Origin of the sequence: Streptomyces sp. NRRL B-1347, from assembly GCF_000720325.1 — a bacterium.
In the GTDB taxonomy this organism is placed as follows: domain Bacteria; phylum Actinomycetota; class Actinomycetes; order Streptomycetales; family Streptomycetaceae; genus Streptomyces.
In genome coordinates this window covers 1-19,577 of record NZ_JOJM01000030.1, presented here as the reverse complement: position 1 = coordinate 19,577, position 19,577 = coordinate 1, and the positions used below count along the sequence as shown (strand labels likewise).

The window sequence follows — 19,577 nt, the reverse complement described above, 5'->3', positions numbered from 1 at the left end:
GAGGCAGGGATGAGGAGCACGACGGAAGCGGGAGCTCCACCGCAGGCCGCAGGCGTCTCCGCGTGCTGTGCCCCAGCCACCGCACACGCCATGCGGCGTGACAACCGGAACCTGATGGCCGTACGCCTCCTCGCCCGGAAAAGAGGGTGCGCCCTCCCCCGCCCGAGGTGACTCCGGGGCGTCCCCGAACACCGTGTGCATGACGCTCCCGACACGGGCCCCACCCGCGTGCGCCCCCGGCGCGCACCACTCCGCATGCGTCAACATCTCTCCTAGCCGTGGCTACTGACGAAGGCAGCGGAGAGTACTCGTTGCACGACGAAGGCATTGCACCCGCGTTCGAGGTGCACCCGGAAAAACGTCATCGCCCCACAGCGATGTCGTCCACGCTCTGCACCGGGCAGCGGTGATCGAAACAAAGTGATCTCGAAGACCACGGGAGTCACCGCGAGGCACCCCTGACGCCGCTCCAGCCGCTCAGCAGATACGTGGCAGCTGCTCCCCCAACGGCATGTCGACCACCCGGCGGGCGCCGACGAGCGTGCGCAGGGTGACGCGGCCGGGCGGCCCGTCCGTCACCCTGCCGATCAGGGTCGCTGACGCTCCCTCCGGCCGGTCACGCAGCGCGGACAGTGCGTCGTCCGCGGTGCTGGGCGCGACGAAAGCCACCAGGCAACCCTCGTTGGCGACCGTCAGAGGGTCGAGGCCGAGCAGGTCACAAGCCGCGGCGACCGGTTCAGGGATCGGTAGGGCGCTCTCATCGATCTCGATCGATGCCGCGGAATCCCGGGCGATCTCATTGAGGGCGGCCGCGAGTCCGCCACGGGTCGGATCGCGCAGGGTGTGCACCGCCGGACCGTAGCGGCCAAGAGCTTCGACGAGATGGTGCAGGGGGCGGCTGTCGGACGCGATGTCGGACGCGAAGCCGAGGCCCTCGCGGGTGGAGAGCACCGCCGTACCGTGCAGGCCGATGGGCCCGGACAGCAGGATGGCGTCGCCGGGACGGGCGCGGGCCACGGACGGGGTGAGTCCCGGGATGCGGTTGCCGATACCGGTGGTGATGAGGAACAGCTTGTCCGCGGCGCCCCGGCCCACCACCTTGGTGTCGCCCGTGACGACGGGCACTGGCACCGCGCGGGCCGCCTTTCCCAAGGAGGTCAGAGCGGCCCGCAGCTCGTCGAGGGGCAGGCCCTCTTCCGCGATCACCGCGCAGCTCAGCGCGAGCGGCAGCGCTCCGCGCATCGCCAGGTCATTGACGGTGCCGTGCACGGCGAGAGAGCCGATGTCGCCACCGGGGAAGGTGAGCGGGCTGACCACGAACGCGTCGGTGGACATCATGAGGTGAGGCTGAGCGGGGACGGACGCCGCGTCTTCCAATGGGCCGCCGGTGTAGTCCGCCACCAAGGGAAGCACGAGCGCGTTGAGGAGCTCGGCGGTGAGTCTTCCGCCCGCGCCGTGACCGAGCAGCAGGCGCTCGGACTCCCCGTGCGGAACTGGGCAGTCAAGGGTCATGGCGGACTCCCTCCGCTCGTTGCGGCCGCACCTGGTGCGACCGCGGCCGTGCGGCCCGCCGCGTGGAACGCCGCACACGTTCCCTCTGCCGACACCATCGGTGCCCCCAGCGGCGTACGCGGCGTACACCGCACCCCGTACGCCGGGCACTGCGTGGGCAGCAGAGAGCCGGTCAGGACAGCACCCGCGACGCACTCGGGGTCTTCGGCGGAGCGCAGGTCCGCGAGGTCGAAGCGGCAGGCGGCGTCGAAGTGGGCGTAGCGCGGTGCCAGTTCGAGGCCGCTGGCGGGCAGCGTGCCGATGCCGCGCCAGGCGCGGTCGGTGACGCGGAAGACGCGGCGCAGCACGTCCTGCGCCGCGGTGTTGCCGGTGCGGCGTACGGCGCGCGCGTACTGGTTCTCCACCTCGTGGCGGCCTGACTCCAGTTGGCGCACGGCCATCAGGATGCCCTCGATGAGGTCGAGGGGTTCGAAGCCGGTGACGACGATCGGCACGCGGTGGGTGGCGGCGATCGGTTCGTAGGCGTGCCAGCCCATGACGGCACACACGTGTCCGGCGGCCAGGAACGCCTGGACCTCGCACTCGTCGGAGGCGAGGAGCGTGGCCATCGCGGGCGGTACGAGGACGTGGCTGACCAGCAGCGAGAAGTTGTCCAGGCCGAGGCGCTCGGCATGCAGGACCGCCATGGCGTTGGCGGGCGCGGTGGTCTCGAAGCCCACGGCCAGGAAGACGACGTGGCGGTCCGGGTGCGCGGCCGCGGTGCGGACCGCGTCCGTGGGCGTGTACACGACTCGTACGTCCGCGCCGCGTGCCCGCAGCGACAGCAGGTCCGTCGCCGTGCCGGGCACGCGCAGCATGTCGCCGAAGCTGGTGAGGATCACGTCGGGGCGTGCGGCGAGGGCCATCGCCCGGTCGAGGGTCTCCAGGGGGGTGACGCAGACCGGGCAGCCGGGGCCGTGGATCATCCGGATGCCCGCGGGGAGCAGTTCGTCGATGCCCTGGCGGACCAGGGTGTGGGTCTGGCCGCCGCACACCTCCATGATCCGCCAGGGGCTGGTGGCGACGCGGCGCAGCTCGTCCAGGAGGCGGCGTGCCAGCGCCGGGTCGCGGTACTCGTCCAGGTACTTCACGGCTCGCTCACGGAGCGGGACAGGTCGAGGCGGATGTCGACGACGCCCTCGACCGCGCGGGCGGCCCGGGCGAGGACGGGGACCAGCGCCGTGTCGCACAGGGCGCCGGCGAGCGTGACGACGCCCTGATGCACGCGGACCTCGACTTTGGCCGCGGCGGGCAGCGGCTCGAGCACGTTGCTGCGGATCTCCGCGGCGATCTCCGCGTCCTCGCGCAGGAACACCTTGAGCAGATCGCTGCGGCTCACCACGCCCTGGAGCAGGCCCGAGCCGTCGACGACGGGCAGTCGCTTCACTCGGCGCCGTGCCATGATCCGGGCGGCCTCGGCGAGGCTGGCGTCGGCGTGGACGGTGACGGCGGGGCTCGACATCAGCTCGCCCGCGGTGACCGCACCGGCCTTGGCCATGTCGGACAGCCGGCGCAGGACGTCGTAGCGAGTGGGATCGGCGTCGCGGAGCTCCTCCTTGGGCAGCAGGTCCGCCTCGGACACGACGCCGATGACACGGCCTTCGCCCGCGAGGACCGGCAGGGCACTGACGTGCCACTGCTCGATGAGTTCGACGATCTCCTTGAACGGGGCGTCCCGGCCGATGGCGATGGTCGTGTGGGTCATCACGTCGCTCACGCGGTACGGGGAGCTCGTGGGCGGTGGTTCGGTGCGCGGTGCGTCAGGCACGGGGACCTCCAGTGGTACGTACGACGGTCAGGTCGAGGAAGTGGGTGGCACACGAGATGCACGGGTCGTGGTTGCGGATCGTCCGTTCGCACACGTCCGTCAGCTCCGCGTCGGTCAAGTCCCGCGCGGTGAGGGCCCGGGACGCGGCACGCCGCAGGTCGTCCTCGATCGCGCCCTGGTTCTGGGCGGTCGGCGGCACGAGCAGGGCGTCGGTGACGGTGCCGTCGGCGTCGAGGGCGTACCGGTGGTAGAGCAGTCCGCGCGGTGCCTCGGTCGCGCCGTGTCCGGTGCGGGCGGCGGGTGGGACCTCGATGTGGGGGCGGGACGGCGGCTCGTACGTGTCGATGATCCGCAGCGCCTCGTCGACCGCGTACACCACTTCTACGGCCCGGATGAGGATGGAGCGGTAGGGGTTGCGGCAGACGGCACCGTCGTAGGGGTCGCCGAGTCCGGCCTCCCGGGCCGCTTCCACGCCGGCGCGGGAGAGCCATCGGCCGCTGATCGCGAACCGGGCCAGGGAGCCCGTGAGGTGACGGCGGCCGTCGAGCTGTGCGTGCAGGGCGGTGGAGTGCGGCACCTGCTCCTCGCGGACGCGCAGCGGGAAGTCGTACAGGGGGAAGGTGGTGAAGGTGCCGTCGGTGCGCAGCACGGTCGGCGTCCCGGACTCGATGGCGTACGTTCCCGGGGCCGCGAGCGCCAGAAAGTCGGCGTCGACCTCGGCGTCGGGGAAGTCGAAGCCCGCCACCCAGCGCACGGTCTCCCAGGCGTCGTCCAGGGAGCGCCGCAACCGCTCGGCCAGCGGCCGTAGCTCTCCGCGCGTGGGCGCGCGGTGGAAGCCGCCGAGGCGGACGTTGACCGGGTGGATGGCGCGTCCGCCGAGCAGTTCGAGGAGGGCGTTGCCGGTCTGCTTCAGGCGCAGGCCGCGCTCGACGTCGGCGCGCCGGGTGCGGGCCAGGTCGAGCGCGCCGTCGCAGCCGAGGAAATCGGGGGCGTGCAGCAGGTAGATGTGCAGGGTCTGGCTCTCGATCCACTCCGCGCAGTACAGCAGGCGGCGCAGCGCGCGGATCTCGGGCGGGACGTCGACGCCGCAGGCGTCCTCGAGGGCCGCGCAGGCGCTCATCTGGTAGGCCACGGGGCAGATTCCGCAGACACGGGCGGTGATGTCGGGCGGCTCGGTGTGGGCGCGGCCGCGCAGCAGCGCCTCGAAGAAGCGGGGCGGTTCGTAGATGTTGAGCAGCGCCTCGACGACTTCGCCGTCGTGCACGCGCAGCCGCAGCGCGCCCTCGCCCTCGACGCGGGAGAGCGCGCCGACGTGCAGCACTCGGGATCCACGGTGACTCACGGCCGTCCCTCCTCGTCGTCGAGGTCGTCGAGGTCGTCGAAGGCGGGTGCGTTGAAGGTGTGCAGGAGGCGGTCGACGGCCCGCGCGTCCAGGCCGTCGCGGCGCAGCAGTGGGAGCAGCGCGGACAGGTTCGCCGAACCGGACGGGCCGAAGCAGCCGTAGCAGCCGCGCCCGTACGCCGGGCAGATGGCGCCGCAGCCCGCGTGGGTGACCGGGCCGAGGCAGGGTGTGCCGTGGGCGACGGTGACGCAGACGGTGCCGCGTCGCTTGCACGCGAAGCACACGCTGTGGCGGGGGATGTCGGGCTTGCGTCCCGCGAGGTGTGCGGTGAGGACCTCCAGGAGCTGGCCGCGGTCGACGGGGCAGCCGCGCAGTTCGAAGTCGACGTCCACGTGCGCGGACACCGGGGTGGAGGTGGCCAGGGTGTCGAGGTAGTCGGGGCGCGCGTACACGGCGCGCTGGAACTCCTCGACGTCGGCGAAGTTGCGCAGTGCCTGGATGCCGCCGGCCGTGGCGCAGGCGCCGATCGTGATCAGGTGCCGGGACGCGGCGCGGATCCGCCGGACCCGCTCGGCGTCGGCGGGCGTGGTGACCGATCCCTCGACGAGGGCCACGTCGTACGGTCCGGGGCGCACCGCGCTGGAGGCCTCCAGGAAATGGGCGATCTCCACCTGTCCGGCGAGGCCGAGGAGCTCGTCCTCGCAGTCCAGGAGCGTGAGCTGGCAGCCGTCGCAGGAGGCCAGCTTGAACACGGCGAGGGTGGGGGCGGTCCGGGCCGCCCTGTGAGTGGTCATGTCACAGCTCCCGTGTCGACAGCAGTGGTGCGGCCCGGCTCCAGTCGACGACCGGGCCGTCCCTGCACAGGAGCAGCGGACCGAGCTGGCAGTGTCCGCAGGTGCCGGTGGCGCACCGCATATTCCGTTCCAGGGACACGCGGATGTGGTCGGCGGCGACTCCCCGGTGGGTCAGGTCGCGTGCGGTGGCGCGGATCATCGGCTCGGGGCCGCAGACGAAGGCCCGGCAGTGCGCCGGGGTGAAGCGGGCACGGTCGAGGAGCCCGGTGACCAGACCGACCTCACCGTGCCAGCCGGATCGCGCGCGGTCGACCGTGACGCCCGTGTACGTGGTGGGCCAGCGCCGTGTCTCGTACTTGGCGAGCAGGTCTTCCGGGGTGCGGGCGCCGATGAGGACGTTGAGGCGGCCGTAGCGGCGTGGCTCGGCCGCCGCGTCGCGGATCAGGGGGCGCAGCGGAGCGAGGCCGATGCCGCCCGTGACCACGACCACGTCCTGGCCCAGCGCCCGCTCTAGTTCCCAGCCGGTGCCGTACGGGCCGCGCAGCCCGAGGACGTCGCCGACCCGCGTCGCGCACAGTCCGGCGGAGACGGCGCCCACCGCGCGCACGGTGTGCGCGAGGCCTCCGGTGGTCGGCAGGGAGCTCACCGACAGGGGAATCTCACCACGGCCGAAGCAGTGCACCATGGCGAACTGGCCGGGTGTGAAGGCCGCGAGCGCCGCGTCGACGGGGTCGAGGCGGAGCGTGACCGTGTCGGGTGTCTCGCGCCAGCGGGCGACGACCCGGTAGGGCACGGGCAGGCGCCGCTCGGTGGGCACTGCCGGGGGTGCGGGGGCGGCTTGAGCGACCACGGTGTTCACTGCTGGGTCCTTCCGTCGCGCCGAGCCGCCGGACCGACGGCCGCATCGCGCTCGGCGGCCAGCGCGGCCGCCTCCTCGGTGAGGTCGATCCCGGCCGGGCACCAGGCGATGCAGCGTCCGCAGCCGACACAGCCGCCGCTGGCGAACTGGTCGTGCCAGGTGGAGAGCTTGTGGGTGAGCCACTGGCGGTAGCGGCTGCGTGCCGAGGCGCGCACGGGGCCGCCGTGGAGGCGGGAGAAGTCGAGGTCGAAGCAGGAGTCCCAGCGCTGCCAGCGCTCGGTGTGGTCTCCGGTGAGGTCGGTTACCTCCTCGGTGGTGGTGCAGAAGCACGTGGGGCACACCATGGTGCAGTTGGCGCAGGTCAGGCAGCGGGAGGCGACGTCGTTCCAGCGTTCGGCCTCCAGGCTGGCGCCCATCAGGGTCCGCAGGTCGACCGGAGGCAGGGAGCGGCCCATGTGCTCGCGGGCCGCGTCGACCGCACCCCGGGCGACGGACTCCGTCGTCAGGTCCGCTTCCCGGTGAGGGATCGCGGTGAGCAGCCGCTCTCCGTGTCCGCTTCCCACCCGGACGAAGAAGCGGTGACCGTCGTCGTCGACGACCTCGGTGAGCACGAGGTCGAAGCCCGCGTCGGCCGCGGGGCCGCCGCCCGTCGACACGCAGAAGCAGGTCGCGCCGGGCTCGGTGCACTCCACGGCTATCAGCAGCGCCCCCCTCCGGCGCCGCTGATAGCCGGTGTCCGGGTAGTGGCCGCCCGCCAGGACACGGTCCTGGATCGCGATGGCCCGCAGATCGCAGGGCCGGACGCCGAGGAATGCGTACGCAGGGTCATCAGGGGGCGCTTCGGTGAACACCGGCGTGCCGTCGGGCCCGCGTCGCGCGCTCCACTGGTGTTCGCGCTGCGGGTGCAGGAAAGCCTTCCACGACTGCGGTCCGGCGCAGTGCGCGAACACCGCGCCGTCCTCGCGGGGTGTCAACCGGTAGCGCCCGGCGTCGAGTTCGGCCTCCCAGCCGGAGGGAAGGTCGTCGGCGGACTCCAACCGGTCGAGGACGATCGCGCCGTCGCGGACCGTGGGCCCCACGACGGTGCGGCCCTCCGCCACCAGCACGGTGATCAGGGCGGCCAGGCCGTCCCGGCCGATCACTGCTGTGGCTCCGGTGGCGGCCATGGCCTCCTCCTTCGGTTCGCGATGTGGTGCGGATTTCCGTCGGGCGTCCCCTCCGCGACCAGCGTCGTGGCGGGGAGCGGAACGAGGCAGGGGCTGTTCGGGCCTGGTCGGGGGCCGGTGGGCGCTGCTCGTGGGCCCGGGCAGGCCCTGCTCGGGTACCGCTCAGCCCTGCGGAGCCGTCACCGACCTGAGCTCCCGCGCGACGCGCTCCGCCCAGGCCGACACCGCCTCGAAGTCGCGGAAGTCGCCGCCCTTACCGGATCTGACGATCATCCGCGCGAGTCGGCCGTCGGCCCGCTGGTCGAGCCGCCCGCCGAACGTCGTGTGTTCCCGGGCCCCGAGCCGGCGTGCCAGACGCCGTACCGAAGGCGGCGGCGGAAGGTCCCGCTCCGCGGCCGAGGAATCCAGCGGGCCGCTGCTGAAGAGCCACAGCGGCAGCCGGGCCAGGGCCTTTCGGTGGCGGCGCGCGAAGCGACGCGCGTCACGCTGCCACCGCCCGGCGTACAGCGCACCGCCGAGCACCACCGCGCCGTACGGCCCCAGGTCCGGCACGTCGGTGGCCGAGCGCACCTCGGTGATCAGTCCGGCCTTGCGGAGTACGTCGCCGATCGTCCGGGCCAGTTCAGCGGTCGAGCCGTAGGTCGAGCCGTAGGCGATGAGGACCGTGTGTGGCATGGCCGCACCTCCCTCACAGCTTGCGCAGCCAGTCGTCGGCGACGCCCTTGAGCGCCTCGTCGCTGGGCCGCAGATGGGAGTCGTCGAAGCGGTAGGTGAGCTTGTCGACGACGGCCACGACGCCGTCGACCTGCTGGGTCATGCGCACGGCCACAGGTACCTCGCTGCGCCGCTCCAGCTGTCCGCACAGGGTCACCACGCCGTCGAGGACCTCCACGTCCACGGTCTGCGGCGCCAGCCACAGCGTGTCCACCAGGACCTGCTGGACGACCTCGCGGCGGATCTCGGCATCGGGTCGCAGGAAGACCTGGAGCAGGTCGCGCCGGGTGACGATGCCGACGAGCCGCTCCTCGTCGTCGACGACCGGGAGCCGTTCGACACGGTGCCTGGCCATGGTGCGGGCGGCCTCGGCGATGGTGCCGTCTGCGTACACCGTGAGGGCCGGCTGCGACATCAGCTCTCCCGCCGTACGGGCGTGGGCCTTGGCCTCGCGCTTGCGCGCGCCCGGCAGCAGCTTGTGCCAGCGGACGGCGCGGGCGGGCGCGTACGGATCCTCCGCCTCCGCCTGGCGCACCATGAGGTCGGTCTCGGAGAGCACGCCGATGACGGATCCGTCGGCGTCGACCACCGGCAGGCCGCTGATGCGGTGGCGGGCCAGGAGCCGGGCCACTTCCTTGAACGGGGTGTCGTACGTCGCGGTGACCACGTCGCTCGTCATGACCGAGCCGACTTTGCTGTGCTTCATGTTGCGTTCGCCTCCTCGGCGCACCGCTCGGGCTCAGCGGAGTTGTCGCAGTTGTCGCAGATAGGGGTCTTGGGAAGGGCGCGGCAGGAGTCGGATCCGCGCGTCAAGGGCGGTGATCCGTTCGGGCCGGGCCAGGATCGGGTTGAGGTCGGCCTCGGCAAGCTGCGGCAGGTCGCTCGCGAGCCGCGAGAGCCGTAGCAGCAGTTGCTCCAGGCCTTCGAGGTCGACCGGTCCGCCACCGCCGCGGCCGAAGAGCAGCGGCGCGCAGCGCGGCGCGGTGATCAGGTCGTGCGCGTCGTGGTCGGTGAGGGGCGCGAGCCGGGCGGCGTGGTCGGCGAGTACCTCGGTCGCGGTCCCGCCGAGGCCGAAGAGGACCAGCGGGCCGAAGATCTCGTCCTGGACGACGCCGGCGAACAGTTCGGTGCCGCGCGGGGCGAGCGGCTGGACGACCACGCCGGTCATGAGGTGCCCGAAACGGGTCTCCAGGTCCCGGTAGGCGGCGCGCACCTGGGTGTCACCCCGCAGGTCGAGGTGGAGCGCGCGCTGCTCCGCCTTGTGCAGCAGGCCCGGCCAGTGCGCCTTGAGGACGACGAGTCCGTCCGGGCCTTTGAGCCGTTCGGCGGCCAGGACCGCGTCGTCCTCGGTCTCTGCCCAGGCCCAGGGCAGCTGGGGGATGCCGTAGCAGGACAGGAGTTCGGCGCACTCGGCCGGACCGAGCCAGCCGCCTTCGGGGTGCCGGTCGAGGTAGGCCTCGACGGCCGCGCGGGCGCGGGGCGCGTCCACGTCAAGCTCGGGCACGGTGCCGGGGGGCCGGGCCAGCCACCGGCCGCGTTCGACCGCGTGGGCCAGGGCGCGGGCGGCCGCCTGCGGTTCGGCGTACCCGGGAACGGTGCCGGTGGTGGCGGGCAGCAGGCGTACCGGCTGCTCCTGGTCGATGAGCACCGCGACGACCGTCTTGTCACGCCGCCGGTCCGGGGCGTGCGTGAGGGACCGGACCAGGACGTCGCCGGTCGCCGCGGCGACCGCGGTGGGCACGAGCGCCACCAGGACCGCGTCGACGCACCCGCTCGCCGCGATGCGGTCGACGCAGGCGCGCAGCTGTTCCTCGCTGACGGCGGCGGTGGCGTCGACGGGGTTGGTGGCGGTCGACCCGTCGGGGAGCACGCCGAGCACGTCGTCGATGAGGCAGGTGTCGAGCGGCGGCAGGTTGAGACCGGCCTCGGCGCACGCGTCGGCGGCCAGGACACCGGCGCCGCCCGCGTTGGTGACCACCGCGACGCGTGCTCCCGACGGCAGCGGCTGGGAATACAGCAGGGCAGCGGCTTCGAGCAGTTCGGAGACGGAGTCGGTCGCGGTGATCCCCGCCTGGGTGAACAGGGCCCGGCGGGTCATGGTCCGGGTCGCGGCCGCCGCGGTGTGTGACGCGGCGGCCGTGCGCCCCGCCTCGGTCCGGCCGGCGTCGACCGTCAGGATGGGCATCCTCCGGGTCACGCGCCGCGCCGTGCGGGAGAAGGCCCGGGGGTTGCCGAACGACTCCAGGTGCAGCAGCGCCAGGTCGGTGGTCGTGTCGCACTCCCACCACTGCAGCAGGTCGTTGCCGCTCACGTCGTACTTGTCGCCGAGCGAGACGAAGCTGGACACGCCGACGCCGAGCCGGGCGAGACCGCTGAGCAGCGCGATGCCCACGCCGCCGGACTGCACGGCCACCCCCGCCGTACCGGGGGCGGGGTGCGCGGCGGCGAAGGTGGCGTCCAGGCCGATGTCCGCCTCGGTGTTGGCCAGGCCCAGGCAGTTGGGGCCGACCAGGCGCATGCCGTGGCCCCGGCAGATGTCCAGCAGCGCCCGCGCCTGGGCGGCGTCGAGGCCGGAAGAGATGGTGAGCAGGGCCCGTACGCCGAACTTGCCGCACTCCTCAGCCACATCCGGGACCCGGTCCGCCGGCACGGCGAGGACGGCGAGGTCCGGCACCAGGGGCAGCGAGCCCACGCTGGGGTAGGCGTGAACACCGAGAACCATGGCGGCGCGCGGGTTGACCGCGAACACCCGGCCCTGGAAGCTTCCGGTGCGCAGGTTGCGCAGCACGGCGCGGCCCACCGAACCCGGTTTGCTGCCGGCTCCCACGACCACCACCGACTCCGGGCGCAGCAGGGGGTGCAGGCTCGCCACGTCAGCGGTGCGGCCGCGGGCCTCGACGGAGGTCAAATAGGCATCAGTCTGGTCGAGTTGGACGACGCACCGCACCTCGCTGCCCTCGAAGTGGCGTGCGGTGCTCAGCCCGAGGTCCGCGAAGACCTTCAGGACTTCGTGGTTCTCGGCGAGCGCGTCCGCGGTGAACGCGGTGATCCCGTCGGCGCGGGCCGCGGACACCAGGTGCTCCAGCAGGAGCGTGCCCACACCTCGGTGATGCCATCGGTCCGCGACGACCAGGGCGATCTCGGCGGTGACGGGGCCCGCTGTCGAGGTGTCCGTCCCGGTGCTCTCGTACTCGGCGATCCCGATCAGGTGATCCTCGTACTCGGCGAGGAGCGCGCGGTAGCCGGAACGGGAAGCCCCCGTGGATCCGGCGGGCGCGGCGCGCCTGCGCACACGGGCCGCGGCCTGGGCAGCTGAGCGCTGGCTTGCCACGAAGAACCTCAATCGCAGGTACTCCGGTGACATCGCCTCGTACAGGCGCAGCACCGCGTCGTGGTCGTCCGGCCGCGCGCACCGGATGCGGATGGTGGTGCCGTCGGCCAGCAGGGCGTGCGCGGCGCCGTCGGCTGTCGTGCGGGGTGCGGGTGAGCTGGGAGCGGTGCTGCCGGTCATCACGGACCTCGCGATTCTGTGCGTTCGGTGGACGTCTTCAGCGTCCGGCGCCGAGGGCCCGCGGCGCAGTGGCCGGGCGGGCACCAGCCGGGGCCGGGCGGCGCCTGTGGGCGGGCCGAACGGCCCTCAGGGCAGTGGTTCGCCGAGTTCGCCCTCGACCGCGGCGGCCATCGAGCGCAGCACCTCCAGCGTGCGGTGCGCCTCCGCCTCGTCGACCTCGGTGATCGCGAAGCCGACGTGCACGATCACGTAGCTGCCGACGGCCGCGTCCGGCGTGTAGCTCAGGCACGCCTCGCGCCGTACGCCGCCGAAGTCGACGGTCGCCATGCGCAGTCCGGCGTCGTCGTACAGGTCGAGTACGCGGCCGGGAATCCCCAGGCACACTGCTCTCACCTCCTCTTGCGTTCGTGGGCGAGGCGCGCGGCGGCGACCGCCGCCTGGCCGTAGCTGATGCCGCCGTCGCCGACGGGCACCTCGCGTCCGACCAGCACCCGCAGGCCCAGGGCGCGCAGTCGTCTGCGTACGTGGGTGAGCAGCAGGACGTTGGCGAAGCAGCCGCCGCCCAGGCACACCGTGCGCGGTGCGCCCTGCTCGACGGCTCTGGCGACCAGTTCGGCGGTGGCGGCCGCGAGGGCTTGGTGGAAGGCCGCGGCGAGGCGTGGGACGGACTCGCCGCTCGCCTGGCGCTCCAGCAGGTCGCCGATTGTCGCCGCGCAGTCGTACACCCACAGGTCCCCGACGCGCACGACGCGGTGGCACAGGGGCACCGCACGCTCGCGTCCGGCCACCGCTTCCAGTGCGGCAGCCGCCTCGCCTTCGTAACTGTTGGTGTCGACGAGTCCGAGGAGGCTGGCCACGGTGTCGAAGAGCCGTCCGGCGCTGGAGGCGCGCGGGCAGTTGACGCCGCGCGCGACCATGGCGCCGACCACCTCGGCCTGCCGGGGATCGACCCGGCCGAGGAACGCGCGAGCGGCTGCGGCGTGGGACGGCGAACCGAGCGACTCGGCCCCGAAGAGGTACCCGAGGGCCATGCGGTAGGGGTGGCGCACGGCCGCGTCGCCGCCGGGCAGCGGCGCCGTGGCGAACCGCGCCACGCGCCGGTAGCTCTTGAGGTCGGCGACCAGGACCTCCCCGCCCCACAGCGTCCCGTCGTCGCCCAGGCCCAGCCCGTCGTAGGCGACGCCGAGGAACGGCCCGCGCAGCCCGTGTTCGGCCGCGCACGCCGCCACATGTGCGTGATGGTGCTGTACGGGCAGGCGTCTCAGCGGCTGGGCGAGCGCCCACTGGGTGGACAGGTAGCCGGGGTGCGGGTCGTGCGCGATGGCACGCGGGGTGATGCCAGTGAGACGGCACAGGTCGGCGTACGCGCCCTCGAAGGCCGCGTGCGTGGCCGAGCACGCCAAGTCGCCTTGGTGCGGGCCGAGATGGGCCCGATCGCTCTCGGCCAGCGTCAAGGTGTGCTTGAGCTGCGCTCCGGCGCCCGCGAGCGGAACTGGCGTCCTGGGGGCGAGGGGAAGCGGCGCGGGCGCCAGGCCCCGGGCGCGGCGCACGGTGAGAGGCAGGCGCCCGGCGGTGAGGACCACGGAGTCGTCGTAGCGGGCGCGGATCGGCCGGTCGTGGGTGAGGAAGCCGTCAGCCACGTGGGCCAGGGCGTGACGGGCCTCGGCGTCGTCGATGGCGATGGGCTCGTCGGAGAGGTTCCCGCTGGTGACGACGAGGGGCCGGTCCAGCTCGCGCACCAGGAGGTGGTGCAGCCCTGTGGTGGGCAGGAAGAGGCCGAGGCGGCCGGTGACAGCCGGTGTGCCCGGTCCCGGCAAGCCCTCGTCGGAGCCCGGTGCCGGGTGCACAGCGGCCGCCACGGGCAGCGCTCCCCCGCCGCGCCCGGTCCGGGGCCTCAGCAGCACCACGGGCCGTGCGGGCGAGGTCAGCAGCGCCAGCTCCGTACTGTTCACCCGGGCCAGTCGCCCGACCGTCCGCACGTCGCGCACCATCACGGCGAACGGCTTCACCGGCCTGCGCTTGCGGTGCCGCAGCTCGGCCACCGCGGCTGAATTCATCGCGTCGCACACCAGCTGGTAGCCACCCAGTCCCTTCACGGCGACGATCCCGCCGTCGGCGACGACGCCCACGGCGGCCTTCAGCGCCCGCTCGCCGCGCAGGTCGTCCCAGGCGAGCGTCGGCCCGCACGCGGGGCAGGCCACGGGCTCGGCGTGGAAGCGGCGGTCACGGGGATCGGCGTACTCCGCAGCGCAGTCGGCACACATCGGGAACCGGCGCATGGCGGTCCGGATCCGGTCGTAGGGCAGGTCCTCGATGATGGTGGCCCGCGGTCCGCAGTCGGTGCAGTTGACGAACGGGTACCGGTAGCGGCGGTCTTCCGGGGCGAACAGCTCACGCAGGCAGGCCGCGCAGATCGCCGCGTCGGGCGGGATCTCACGCCGGGCGGGGGTAGCGCGCCGCACGGGGGCGCTGCGGCGGACCGCGAAGGCCTTCGGCCTCACCACGTCGTCGCTGCCCCCGGGATGCGGCACTCCGGCGGCGTCCGACGGAGTCCACGCGACCTCTCGTACGCGCGCGAGCACCGGCGCGTCCGCGCGCAGCCGCCGCCCGAACTCCGCTACGGCGTCGACGGGTCCCGCGACCACCCCCTCGACGTGGCCGTCCACGTTCGCGACCCAGCCGGTCAGCCGGAGTTCACCGGCGAGCCGGTGCACGAACGGCCGGAAGCCCACGCCCTGCACGGTGCCGCGGACCACGAAGCCACGCGTCACGTGGGTCACGGTCCGCCCCGGGCTGCGGCGTCACGGTGCCGCACGATCTCTTGCTCGACGGTCTCGGCGAGCGGCCCGATGGCGGCCGCGACCGCGGGTGACAGGCCGGTGCCCAGCGAGGTGTCGGAGCCTTCGACCGCGAACACGACGAGGCGGCCGGGCAACCGGCCCAGCACACGGGCGAGTTCGACGGCTTCACCGAGCCCGAGCCCGTGGGATCCGGCGGCGGGGGGTTGAGCGAGTCGTACGGCGTCCAGTTCGATGCGGTGCACGCGGCCGGGGGTACCGGGATGTGCGTGCGCGGCGTCCACGACCACTGCGAGGTCGGCACCCTGCCACAGAGTGATGAGCCTCCCGGGCTCGCCGTCACAGGTGTCCAGCGTCGTCCCGGGCGGCAGCGGACGCACCGTGGTCCGTTCACGGATCCGTGCGACGACGGCGGGGCCCAGCCCGTCGTCATGTCGGTACTCGTTGCCGACGCCCACTACGGCGATGCGTGTCCGTTCCTTCATGTCTCCAGCGTCGGCGGCCGCGCCCGGCGGCAAGCAGGGGCCGAACGGCCCCTTCCGAAGGCCGGTGCGCCCGTGTCCCCACCACGCGTGCCGCGCGACGCTTGCGGCACAGGGAGGTGAGGTCGATGCTCCGGCCGATCGTGGTGGGCCTGGACGGCTCACGTGAGAGTGTCGCCGCTGCGGACTGGGCGGCTCGGGAAGCACTGCGCCGCGGTCTTCCCCTACGCGTCGTGCACGCCTGGGAGGGGCTGCCGGGCGACGACGAACCGGTGAGCCTGCCCGAGTTGGCGGCCCCACGGTACTGGGCACGGCGGATCCTGCGCTCCGCCGTGGACCGGCTCGACGAGGATCACCCGCAGGTGCCGGTGACCGCCGAACAGATCCACAGGCCACCGGTGCCGGCGCTGCTGGCCGAGGCAGACGCGGGGGAACTGCTGGTGCTCGGCAATCAGGGCTTCGGGGGCCTCGGCGGGCTCCTGGCCGGGTCCGTGGCCATGGCGGTGGTGGCCCACGCGCGCACTCCCGTCGTGCTCGTGCGGGCGGGTTTCGAGGCCGTGGACGAGCACGTGCCCAATGGCGATCGCGAAGCCTCGGTCGGGAACCCGTACCGTCCGGTGGTGGTCGCCCTCGACCTGCGCCACTCCTGCGACTCGCTGCTGGCCTTCGCCTTCGAGGCTGCTCGCCACCGTGCCGCGCCGCTGCACGTCGTGCACGCCTGGCGGCTGCCGAACACGCGCGGCGGCACCGACGAACGGGGGCACGTGCCGACGCAGCGGGACGCCGAGTGGGTCCTTGAGTCCGTGCTCGAACCGTGGAAGGACAAGTACCCCCAGGTCGCCGTTCACGCAACGGCGGAGTACGGCCGTCCGGTTCCCGCGGTGTCACGCGCCGCGCGCTACGCGGGACTCCTCGTCCTGGGGCGTGAGATGCGGCACGGGCGCCTGCGAAGCCATACCGGCCACGTCACGCACATGGCCATTCACCAGGTTAGCTGTCCCGTTGCCGTCGTCGCGCACGAGTGAGAAGCGACAGGCCGGGGAACCGGTGGGTGTCGCGCGATCTACAGGTCGACTTCTTGGCAGGGGCCGTGCCAAGCGTCTCCGTGGGGTGGTGTGGGACCGATGCGGACGTTCCGAGGGGCGAGGAGCCCGGGCTGGCGGTGGCGGGGCAACCCGCTGCGCCGCCGCAGCGATGTGGTGGAGGCCTGGATCTTCCTGTTCGCGTGGCTGGCCGGCTTGGGCGGAGGCACCGCGGTCGGCCTCGTGGGCGCGCACGCCATGGAGGACGCCGTCGAGCGGCAGCGCTCCGGGCGGCAGTCGGTCCACGCCGTCCTGTCGGAGACGGCGCCCGCCGGCGCGCGCGACGGGAACACCGGTGCCGAGTTCGACCGCGTACGGGCACGGGTGCGCTGGGCCGATGACGGCGGCACGCTCCGCCAAGGGAGCGCATCCGTGCGGCCCGGCACCAAGAAGGGCACGGAGCTGACTCTGTGGGCAGACCCGCACGGCCGTCTGGTCTCCGCCCCCATCAGCCGCACGGACGGCACCACGCGTGTGGTGGTGACCGGCGCCGGCACCGCTTCGGTCACCTGCCTGGCGTTCCTCGCGGGCGGGCGCCTGGCGCGACTGCGCGTCGAGCACCAGGCCACCGAGCGATGGGGGCAGGAGTGGGATCAGCTGGGTCCGCAATGGGGCCGCGCGGCTGGCTGACGGGCAACGAGCACAGCGCGCTTCCGGAGAACCGCAGCCGTCATGGCCTCTCCCTTCGGCGCAGGCAGACTGACTGGCTCGGGTGTCCCGCCCCGACGGGCAGCCAGTCCCCGGGGCGGCATCGACGTGCGGACCGACACGGCACACGGCCGGCGGGTCCGTACCCATCCGTCTCCAGCAAGGGGCGCCTTGGCCCCGGAAAGCGACCGACGGACCCGCAAGGCTGAGAGTGACCGGAAGAAGGGAGTACATCAGCCATGGCAGACAGCACATTCCGCTCCCTCCGTGCTCTGTGCACGGAACTGTCCCGCACCGCCGCCCGCACCGTACTGCGTTCCAGCGCGCACTGGCCGCTCAGCCGCACACGACTGCTGCTCACCTACACGGATCCCGAGACCGCACGCGTGCGCACTCTCCCCGTCCGCTACTGCCGCTCGGCCGATGGCGAGGACATCCGGGTTCTCGTCGAAGACGCCCGGCGGGAGAACTGGTGGCGCAGCCTGCGTCCGGCCGCCCCGGTGCGACTGCGGCTGCGCGGACGCACGGTCGACGCGACCGCCGAGGTGCTGGACAGCTCCCTGCTGCCGCAGGAGGCCCGGGCCGAGCTGATGGCCTACCGGCAGCAGCGTCCCCGGGCCCGAGTCGCCCACGGCGGTGTGGTGATGGTGCGACTGCGGCCTCGTTCCCGTTCCGCGCCCCGGGCAGGAGAAGCGACGAACCGGCGGATCGTCGTCCCGCGTTTCGGCGGACCACGCACGTTCCGCCTGGTGGAAGAGGCGATTCCGGAGCCCGGGTTCGGCGAGGTGCGGGTGGCCGTCGCCGCGGCGGAGGTCAACTTCACCGACGTACTGCTACGGGAGGGCATCTACCCAGGCGGCCCGAAGCCACCCTCACCCCCGGCTACGACCTGGTCGGCACGGTCGACGCCCTCGGGCCGGGGGTCACGGACTGGACAGCCGGACAGCAGGTGGCGGCTCTGACGGTGTACGGCGCCTATGCCGACTACGTCTGCCTGTCCGCTCGCAGCCTGGTGCGCGTGCCGTCGGGTCTCGACCCCGTCCGGGCCGTTGGCCTCGTCCTCAGTTACGTGACGGCACATCAGCTTCTGTACCGTGCCGCCGACGCGACGAAGGGCGAGCGCGTCCTGGTCCAGGGCGCCGCCGGTGCGGTCGGCACCGCCGCGGTGCAGCTGGGGTTGCGCGAGGGCTTGGAGATGTACGGCACGGCCGCGGGCGAAGGCGCAGCGCGCGTCACCGAGCTCGGCGCGACGGCTCTGGACCACGCGCGTGAGGACGTGCCCGCGCGGGTGCGCGCGCAGACCGGTGGTGGCGCGGACGTCGTCCTCGACGGCATCGGCGGCCGCACGGCATGGGACTCGCTCCGGTCGTTGCGCCCGGGCGGACGGCTGATCCTGTTCGGGCATCACTCGGCACTCTCCCAGGGACGGCGAAGCCTGCTCCGCACCCTCGGCTTCTACCTGGTGGGGGCCGCGGTCTTCGCGGCCGCCGCGCTTCCGCGGCGCAGGCAGGTGACGACCTATCGGATCGCGGCGCTCCGCGATCTCCACCCCGACTGGTACAGAGAGGACTTGGGCAGGTTGTTGCGCCTGCTCGAAGCAGGCAAAGTCACTCCGCCACCGGTCACGGTCCTGCCCCTGGAACAGGCAGCCCGGGCCCACGCCCGCATAGGGCAGGGGCATCTCACCGGCAAGTACGTGCGCCCTGGGCGCTGAAGAGAGTCGGCCGGCCCGGCCCGTTCCGCCGCACCTACATGATGCGGGCCGGTCAGCACCCCCCGTCACCACGCCGAGCACCGGGGCGTGGTGACGGGGGCGGCGACGAGCTGCTGGTCTCAGCCGGCAAGGGCGGCCTGCGCGGCCGCCTCAGCCTGGTCGGCCTTCTTGTTCAGGGCCGCGTCCTGCCCGGGCCCGTTCGTTTGTTCGTCCTCGGCGTCGGACGCAGCGTCCTTCGCGGCCTCGGCGGTGTTCCTGATGTCGAGGGGATAGTAGCCGGAGCGGTCGGCGGTGAGTTTGGCGCCGGCGGTGGCCACGGCCCACGCGGCGCTGGCGGCCTGGGCGGCGTCGGGGGCCGCCACGGCGTCGGCCTCGGCGGCCGTGGCGGCCTCGTCGGCGGCCTGGGCGGCTTGGACGTCCTCCAAGAGCGCGTCAGGGTTGCCGGTGATGATTTGGGAGTAGGCGTGGGCGCGGTCGGCGGCGCTGCGGGCGCGGAGGACGTGGCACTGCTTGGCGACCGCGTTGTCGGTCGCCCCCTTGTCCTCCTCCTCCGGGGTGCACAGCTGCGGCGGGGCCAGCACGGCCGCGCCGCGGGCGGCGGGCGTACCGGCGGAGTGCGCGGGCGCCGTCAGCACCACGGCGCCGCACACGGCGGCCACCACCGCGGCGGCAGAGACGCGTCGGATCATGCGATTCACCTTTCCAAAGGGAGGGTTTCCAGAGCAGAGCAGGCAGAAGGGCTGCTCATTTCCCACGGAACCGGACCCTGGCAGCCGCCGTCCACCGGCCAGCCGCCCACCCCACCCGAACGGACGATGCGATTCCGGCGCGTGCTCCGGGCGCGCGGTCCCCAGCTGACTGCGACCGGCAGCAGACCAGCGAGCCCACAGCGGCGATTGTGCCGGGCCAGTCACCGAGCCGTGGCAACGACGCCTCCTGCGCCCCACACCAACGCGCCCGAAGCAACCACGAGAGGGACGCGGTTGTTCTCGGGCATGAAGCCCTCACGGGGGCCCGCAAAGACAACACTCCGCCAATCGAGACAACGTCTACTGATCTTTTCGTAAGTTCGGTGGGTGTTGTGGGTGGATGGTCAGGCCGGTGTGGGTGAGGAAGGACCAGGGCAGTTGCGGGTTGCGGTTGATGCG

Annotated in this window: 18 protein-coding genes; 4 read left to right on the top strand and 14 right to left on the bottom strand. The window is 73.1% G+C overall.

What is annotated here, in order from left to right; genetic code table 11:
* Positions 1-477: 477 nt before the first annotated feature.
* The 13 genes from hypE to IG74_RS0124210 form a co-directional block, all read right to left on the bottom strand.
* The gene (gene hypE / locus IG74_RS0124270; protein WP_030681170.1) at positions 478-1,512 is read right to left on the bottom strand and encodes a hydrogenase expression/formation protein HypE; all 1,035 of its coding nucleotides are present in this window, start codon (positions 1,510-1,512) and stop codon (positions 478-480) included.
* On the bottom strand, positions 1,509-2,642 hold the full coding sequence (gene hypD / locus IG74_RS0124265; RefSeq protein ID WP_030681167.1) for a hydrogenase formation protein HypD: 1,134 nt from the start codon (positions 2,640-2,642) through the stop codon (positions 1,509-1,511). The genes hypE and hypD overlap by 4 nt, the downstream gene beginning before the upstream one ends.
* Positions 2,639-3,256 (bottom strand): CBS domain-containing protein, encoded by a 618-nt coding sequence (locus tag IG74_RS0124260; protein WP_030681164.1) that lies wholly within the window; start codon positions 3,254-3,256, stop codon positions 2,639-2,641. Before IG74_RS0124260 ends, hypD begins: the two co-directional genes overlap by 4 nt.
* Before the next feature lie 55 nt (positions 3,257-3,311).
* A complete protein-coding gene (locus tag IG74_RS0124255) occupies positions 3,312-4,661 on the bottom strand; it encodes a Ni/Fe hydrogenase subunit alpha (RefSeq protein WP_030681162.1) in 1,350 nt (449 codons plus the stop codon).
* Positions 4,658-5,455, bottom strand: a complete 798-nt coding sequence (locus IG74_RS0124250; RefSeq protein ID WP_030681160.1) for an oxidoreductase — start codon at positions 5,453-5,455, stop codon at positions 4,658-4,660. Before IG74_RS0124250 ends, IG74_RS0124255 begins: the two co-directional genes overlap by 4 nt.
* A 1-nt stretch (position 5,456) precedes the next feature.
* Complete coding sequence (locus tag IG74_RS0124245; protein ID WP_234334441.1) at positions 5,457-6,305, bottom strand: FAD/NAD(P)-binding protein; 849 nt, start codon at positions 6,303-6,305, stop codon at positions 5,457-5,459.
* Between the two features lie 5 nt (positions 6,306-6,310).
* Entirely contained in the window at positions 6,311-7,480 is a 1,170-nt protein-coding gene (locus IG74_RS0124240; protein ID WP_037825965.1) for a 4Fe-4S dicluster domain-containing protein, read from the bottom strand.
* A 162-nt stretch (positions 7,481-7,642) separates the two neighbouring features.
* On the bottom strand, positions 7,643-8,155 hold the full coding sequence (locus IG74_RS0124235) for a flavodoxin domain-containing protein (RefSeq protein ID WP_030681152.1): 513 nt from the start codon (positions 8,153-8,155) through the stop codon (positions 7,643-7,645).
* Positions 8,156-8,168: 13 nt separating this feature from the next.
* A complete protein-coding gene (locus tag IG74_RS0124230) occupies positions 8,169-8,900 on the bottom strand; it encodes a CBS domain-containing protein (RefSeq protein ID WP_030681150.1) in 732 nt (243 codons plus the stop codon).
* Positions 8,901-8,933: 33 nt separating this feature from the next.
* Positions 8,934-11,705, bottom strand: a complete 2,772-nt coding sequence (locus IG74_RS0124225; RefSeq protein WP_030681147.1) for a bifunctional GNAT family N-acetyltransferase/acetate--CoA ligase family protein — start codon at positions 11,703-11,705, stop codon at positions 8,934-8,936.
* Between the two features lie 126 nt (positions 11,706-11,831).
* A complete protein-coding gene (locus IG74_RS0124220) occupies positions 11,832-12,089 on the bottom strand; it encodes a HypC/HybG/HupF family hydrogenase formation chaperone (RefSeq protein ID WP_030681144.1) in 258 nt (85 codons plus the stop codon).
* 5 nt (positions 12,090-12,094) lie between these two features.
* Positions 12,095-14,476, bottom strand: a complete 2,382-nt coding sequence (gene hypF / locus IG74_RS0124215) for a carbamoyltransferase HypF (RefSeq protein ID WP_030681142.1) — start codon at positions 14,474-14,476, stop codon at positions 12,095-12,097.
* A gap of 5 nt (positions 14,477-14,481) precedes the next feature.
* The gene (locus IG74_RS0124210) at positions 14,482-14,988 is read right to left on the bottom strand and encodes a hydrogenase maturation protease (protein ID WP_030681139.1); all 507 of its coding nucleotides are present in this window, start codon (positions 14,986-14,988) and stop codon (positions 14,482-14,484) included.
* A gap of 125 nt (positions 14,989-15,113) precedes the next feature.
* Here IG74_RS0124210 and IG74_RS0124205 point away from each other — a divergent pair, with 125 nt between their 5' ends.
* The 4 genes from IG74_RS0124205 to IG74_RS52185 all read left to right on the top strand — a co-directional run bounded on the left by IG74_RS0124205 (position 15,114) and on the right by IG74_RS52185 (position 18,429).
* A complete protein-coding gene (locus IG74_RS0124205) occupies positions 15,114-16,010 on the top strand; it encodes a universal stress protein (protein WP_030681136.1) in 897 nt (298 codons plus the stop codon).
* 99 nt (positions 16,011-16,109) lie between these two features.
* On the top strand, positions 16,110-16,697 hold the full coding sequence (locus tag IG74_RS0124200) for a hypothetical protein (protein WP_030681133.1): 588 nt from the start codon (positions 16,110-16,112) through the stop codon (positions 16,695-16,697).
* Between the two features lie 257 nt (positions 16,698-16,954).
* On the top strand, positions 16,955-17,677 hold the full coding sequence (locus IG74_RS52190) for a hypothetical protein (protein ID WP_051855221.1): 723 nt from the start codon (positions 16,955-16,957) through the stop codon (positions 17,675-17,677).
* Complete coding sequence (locus IG74_RS52185; protein ID WP_420709935.1) at positions 17,605-18,429, top strand: zinc-binding dehydrogenase; 825 nt, start codon at positions 17,605-17,607, stop codon at positions 18,427-18,429. The genes IG74_RS52190 and IG74_RS52185 overlap by 73 nt, the downstream gene beginning before the upstream one ends.
* Before the next feature lie 119 nt (positions 18,430-18,548).
* Here the strand turns inward: IG74_RS52185 and IG74_RS48080 are convergent, their stop codons facing one another.
* A complete protein-coding gene (locus IG74_RS48080) occupies positions 18,549-19,118 on the bottom strand; it encodes a hypothetical protein (protein WP_051855217.1) in 570 nt (189 codons plus the stop codon).
* Positions 19,119-19,577 lie beyond the last annotated feature (459 nt).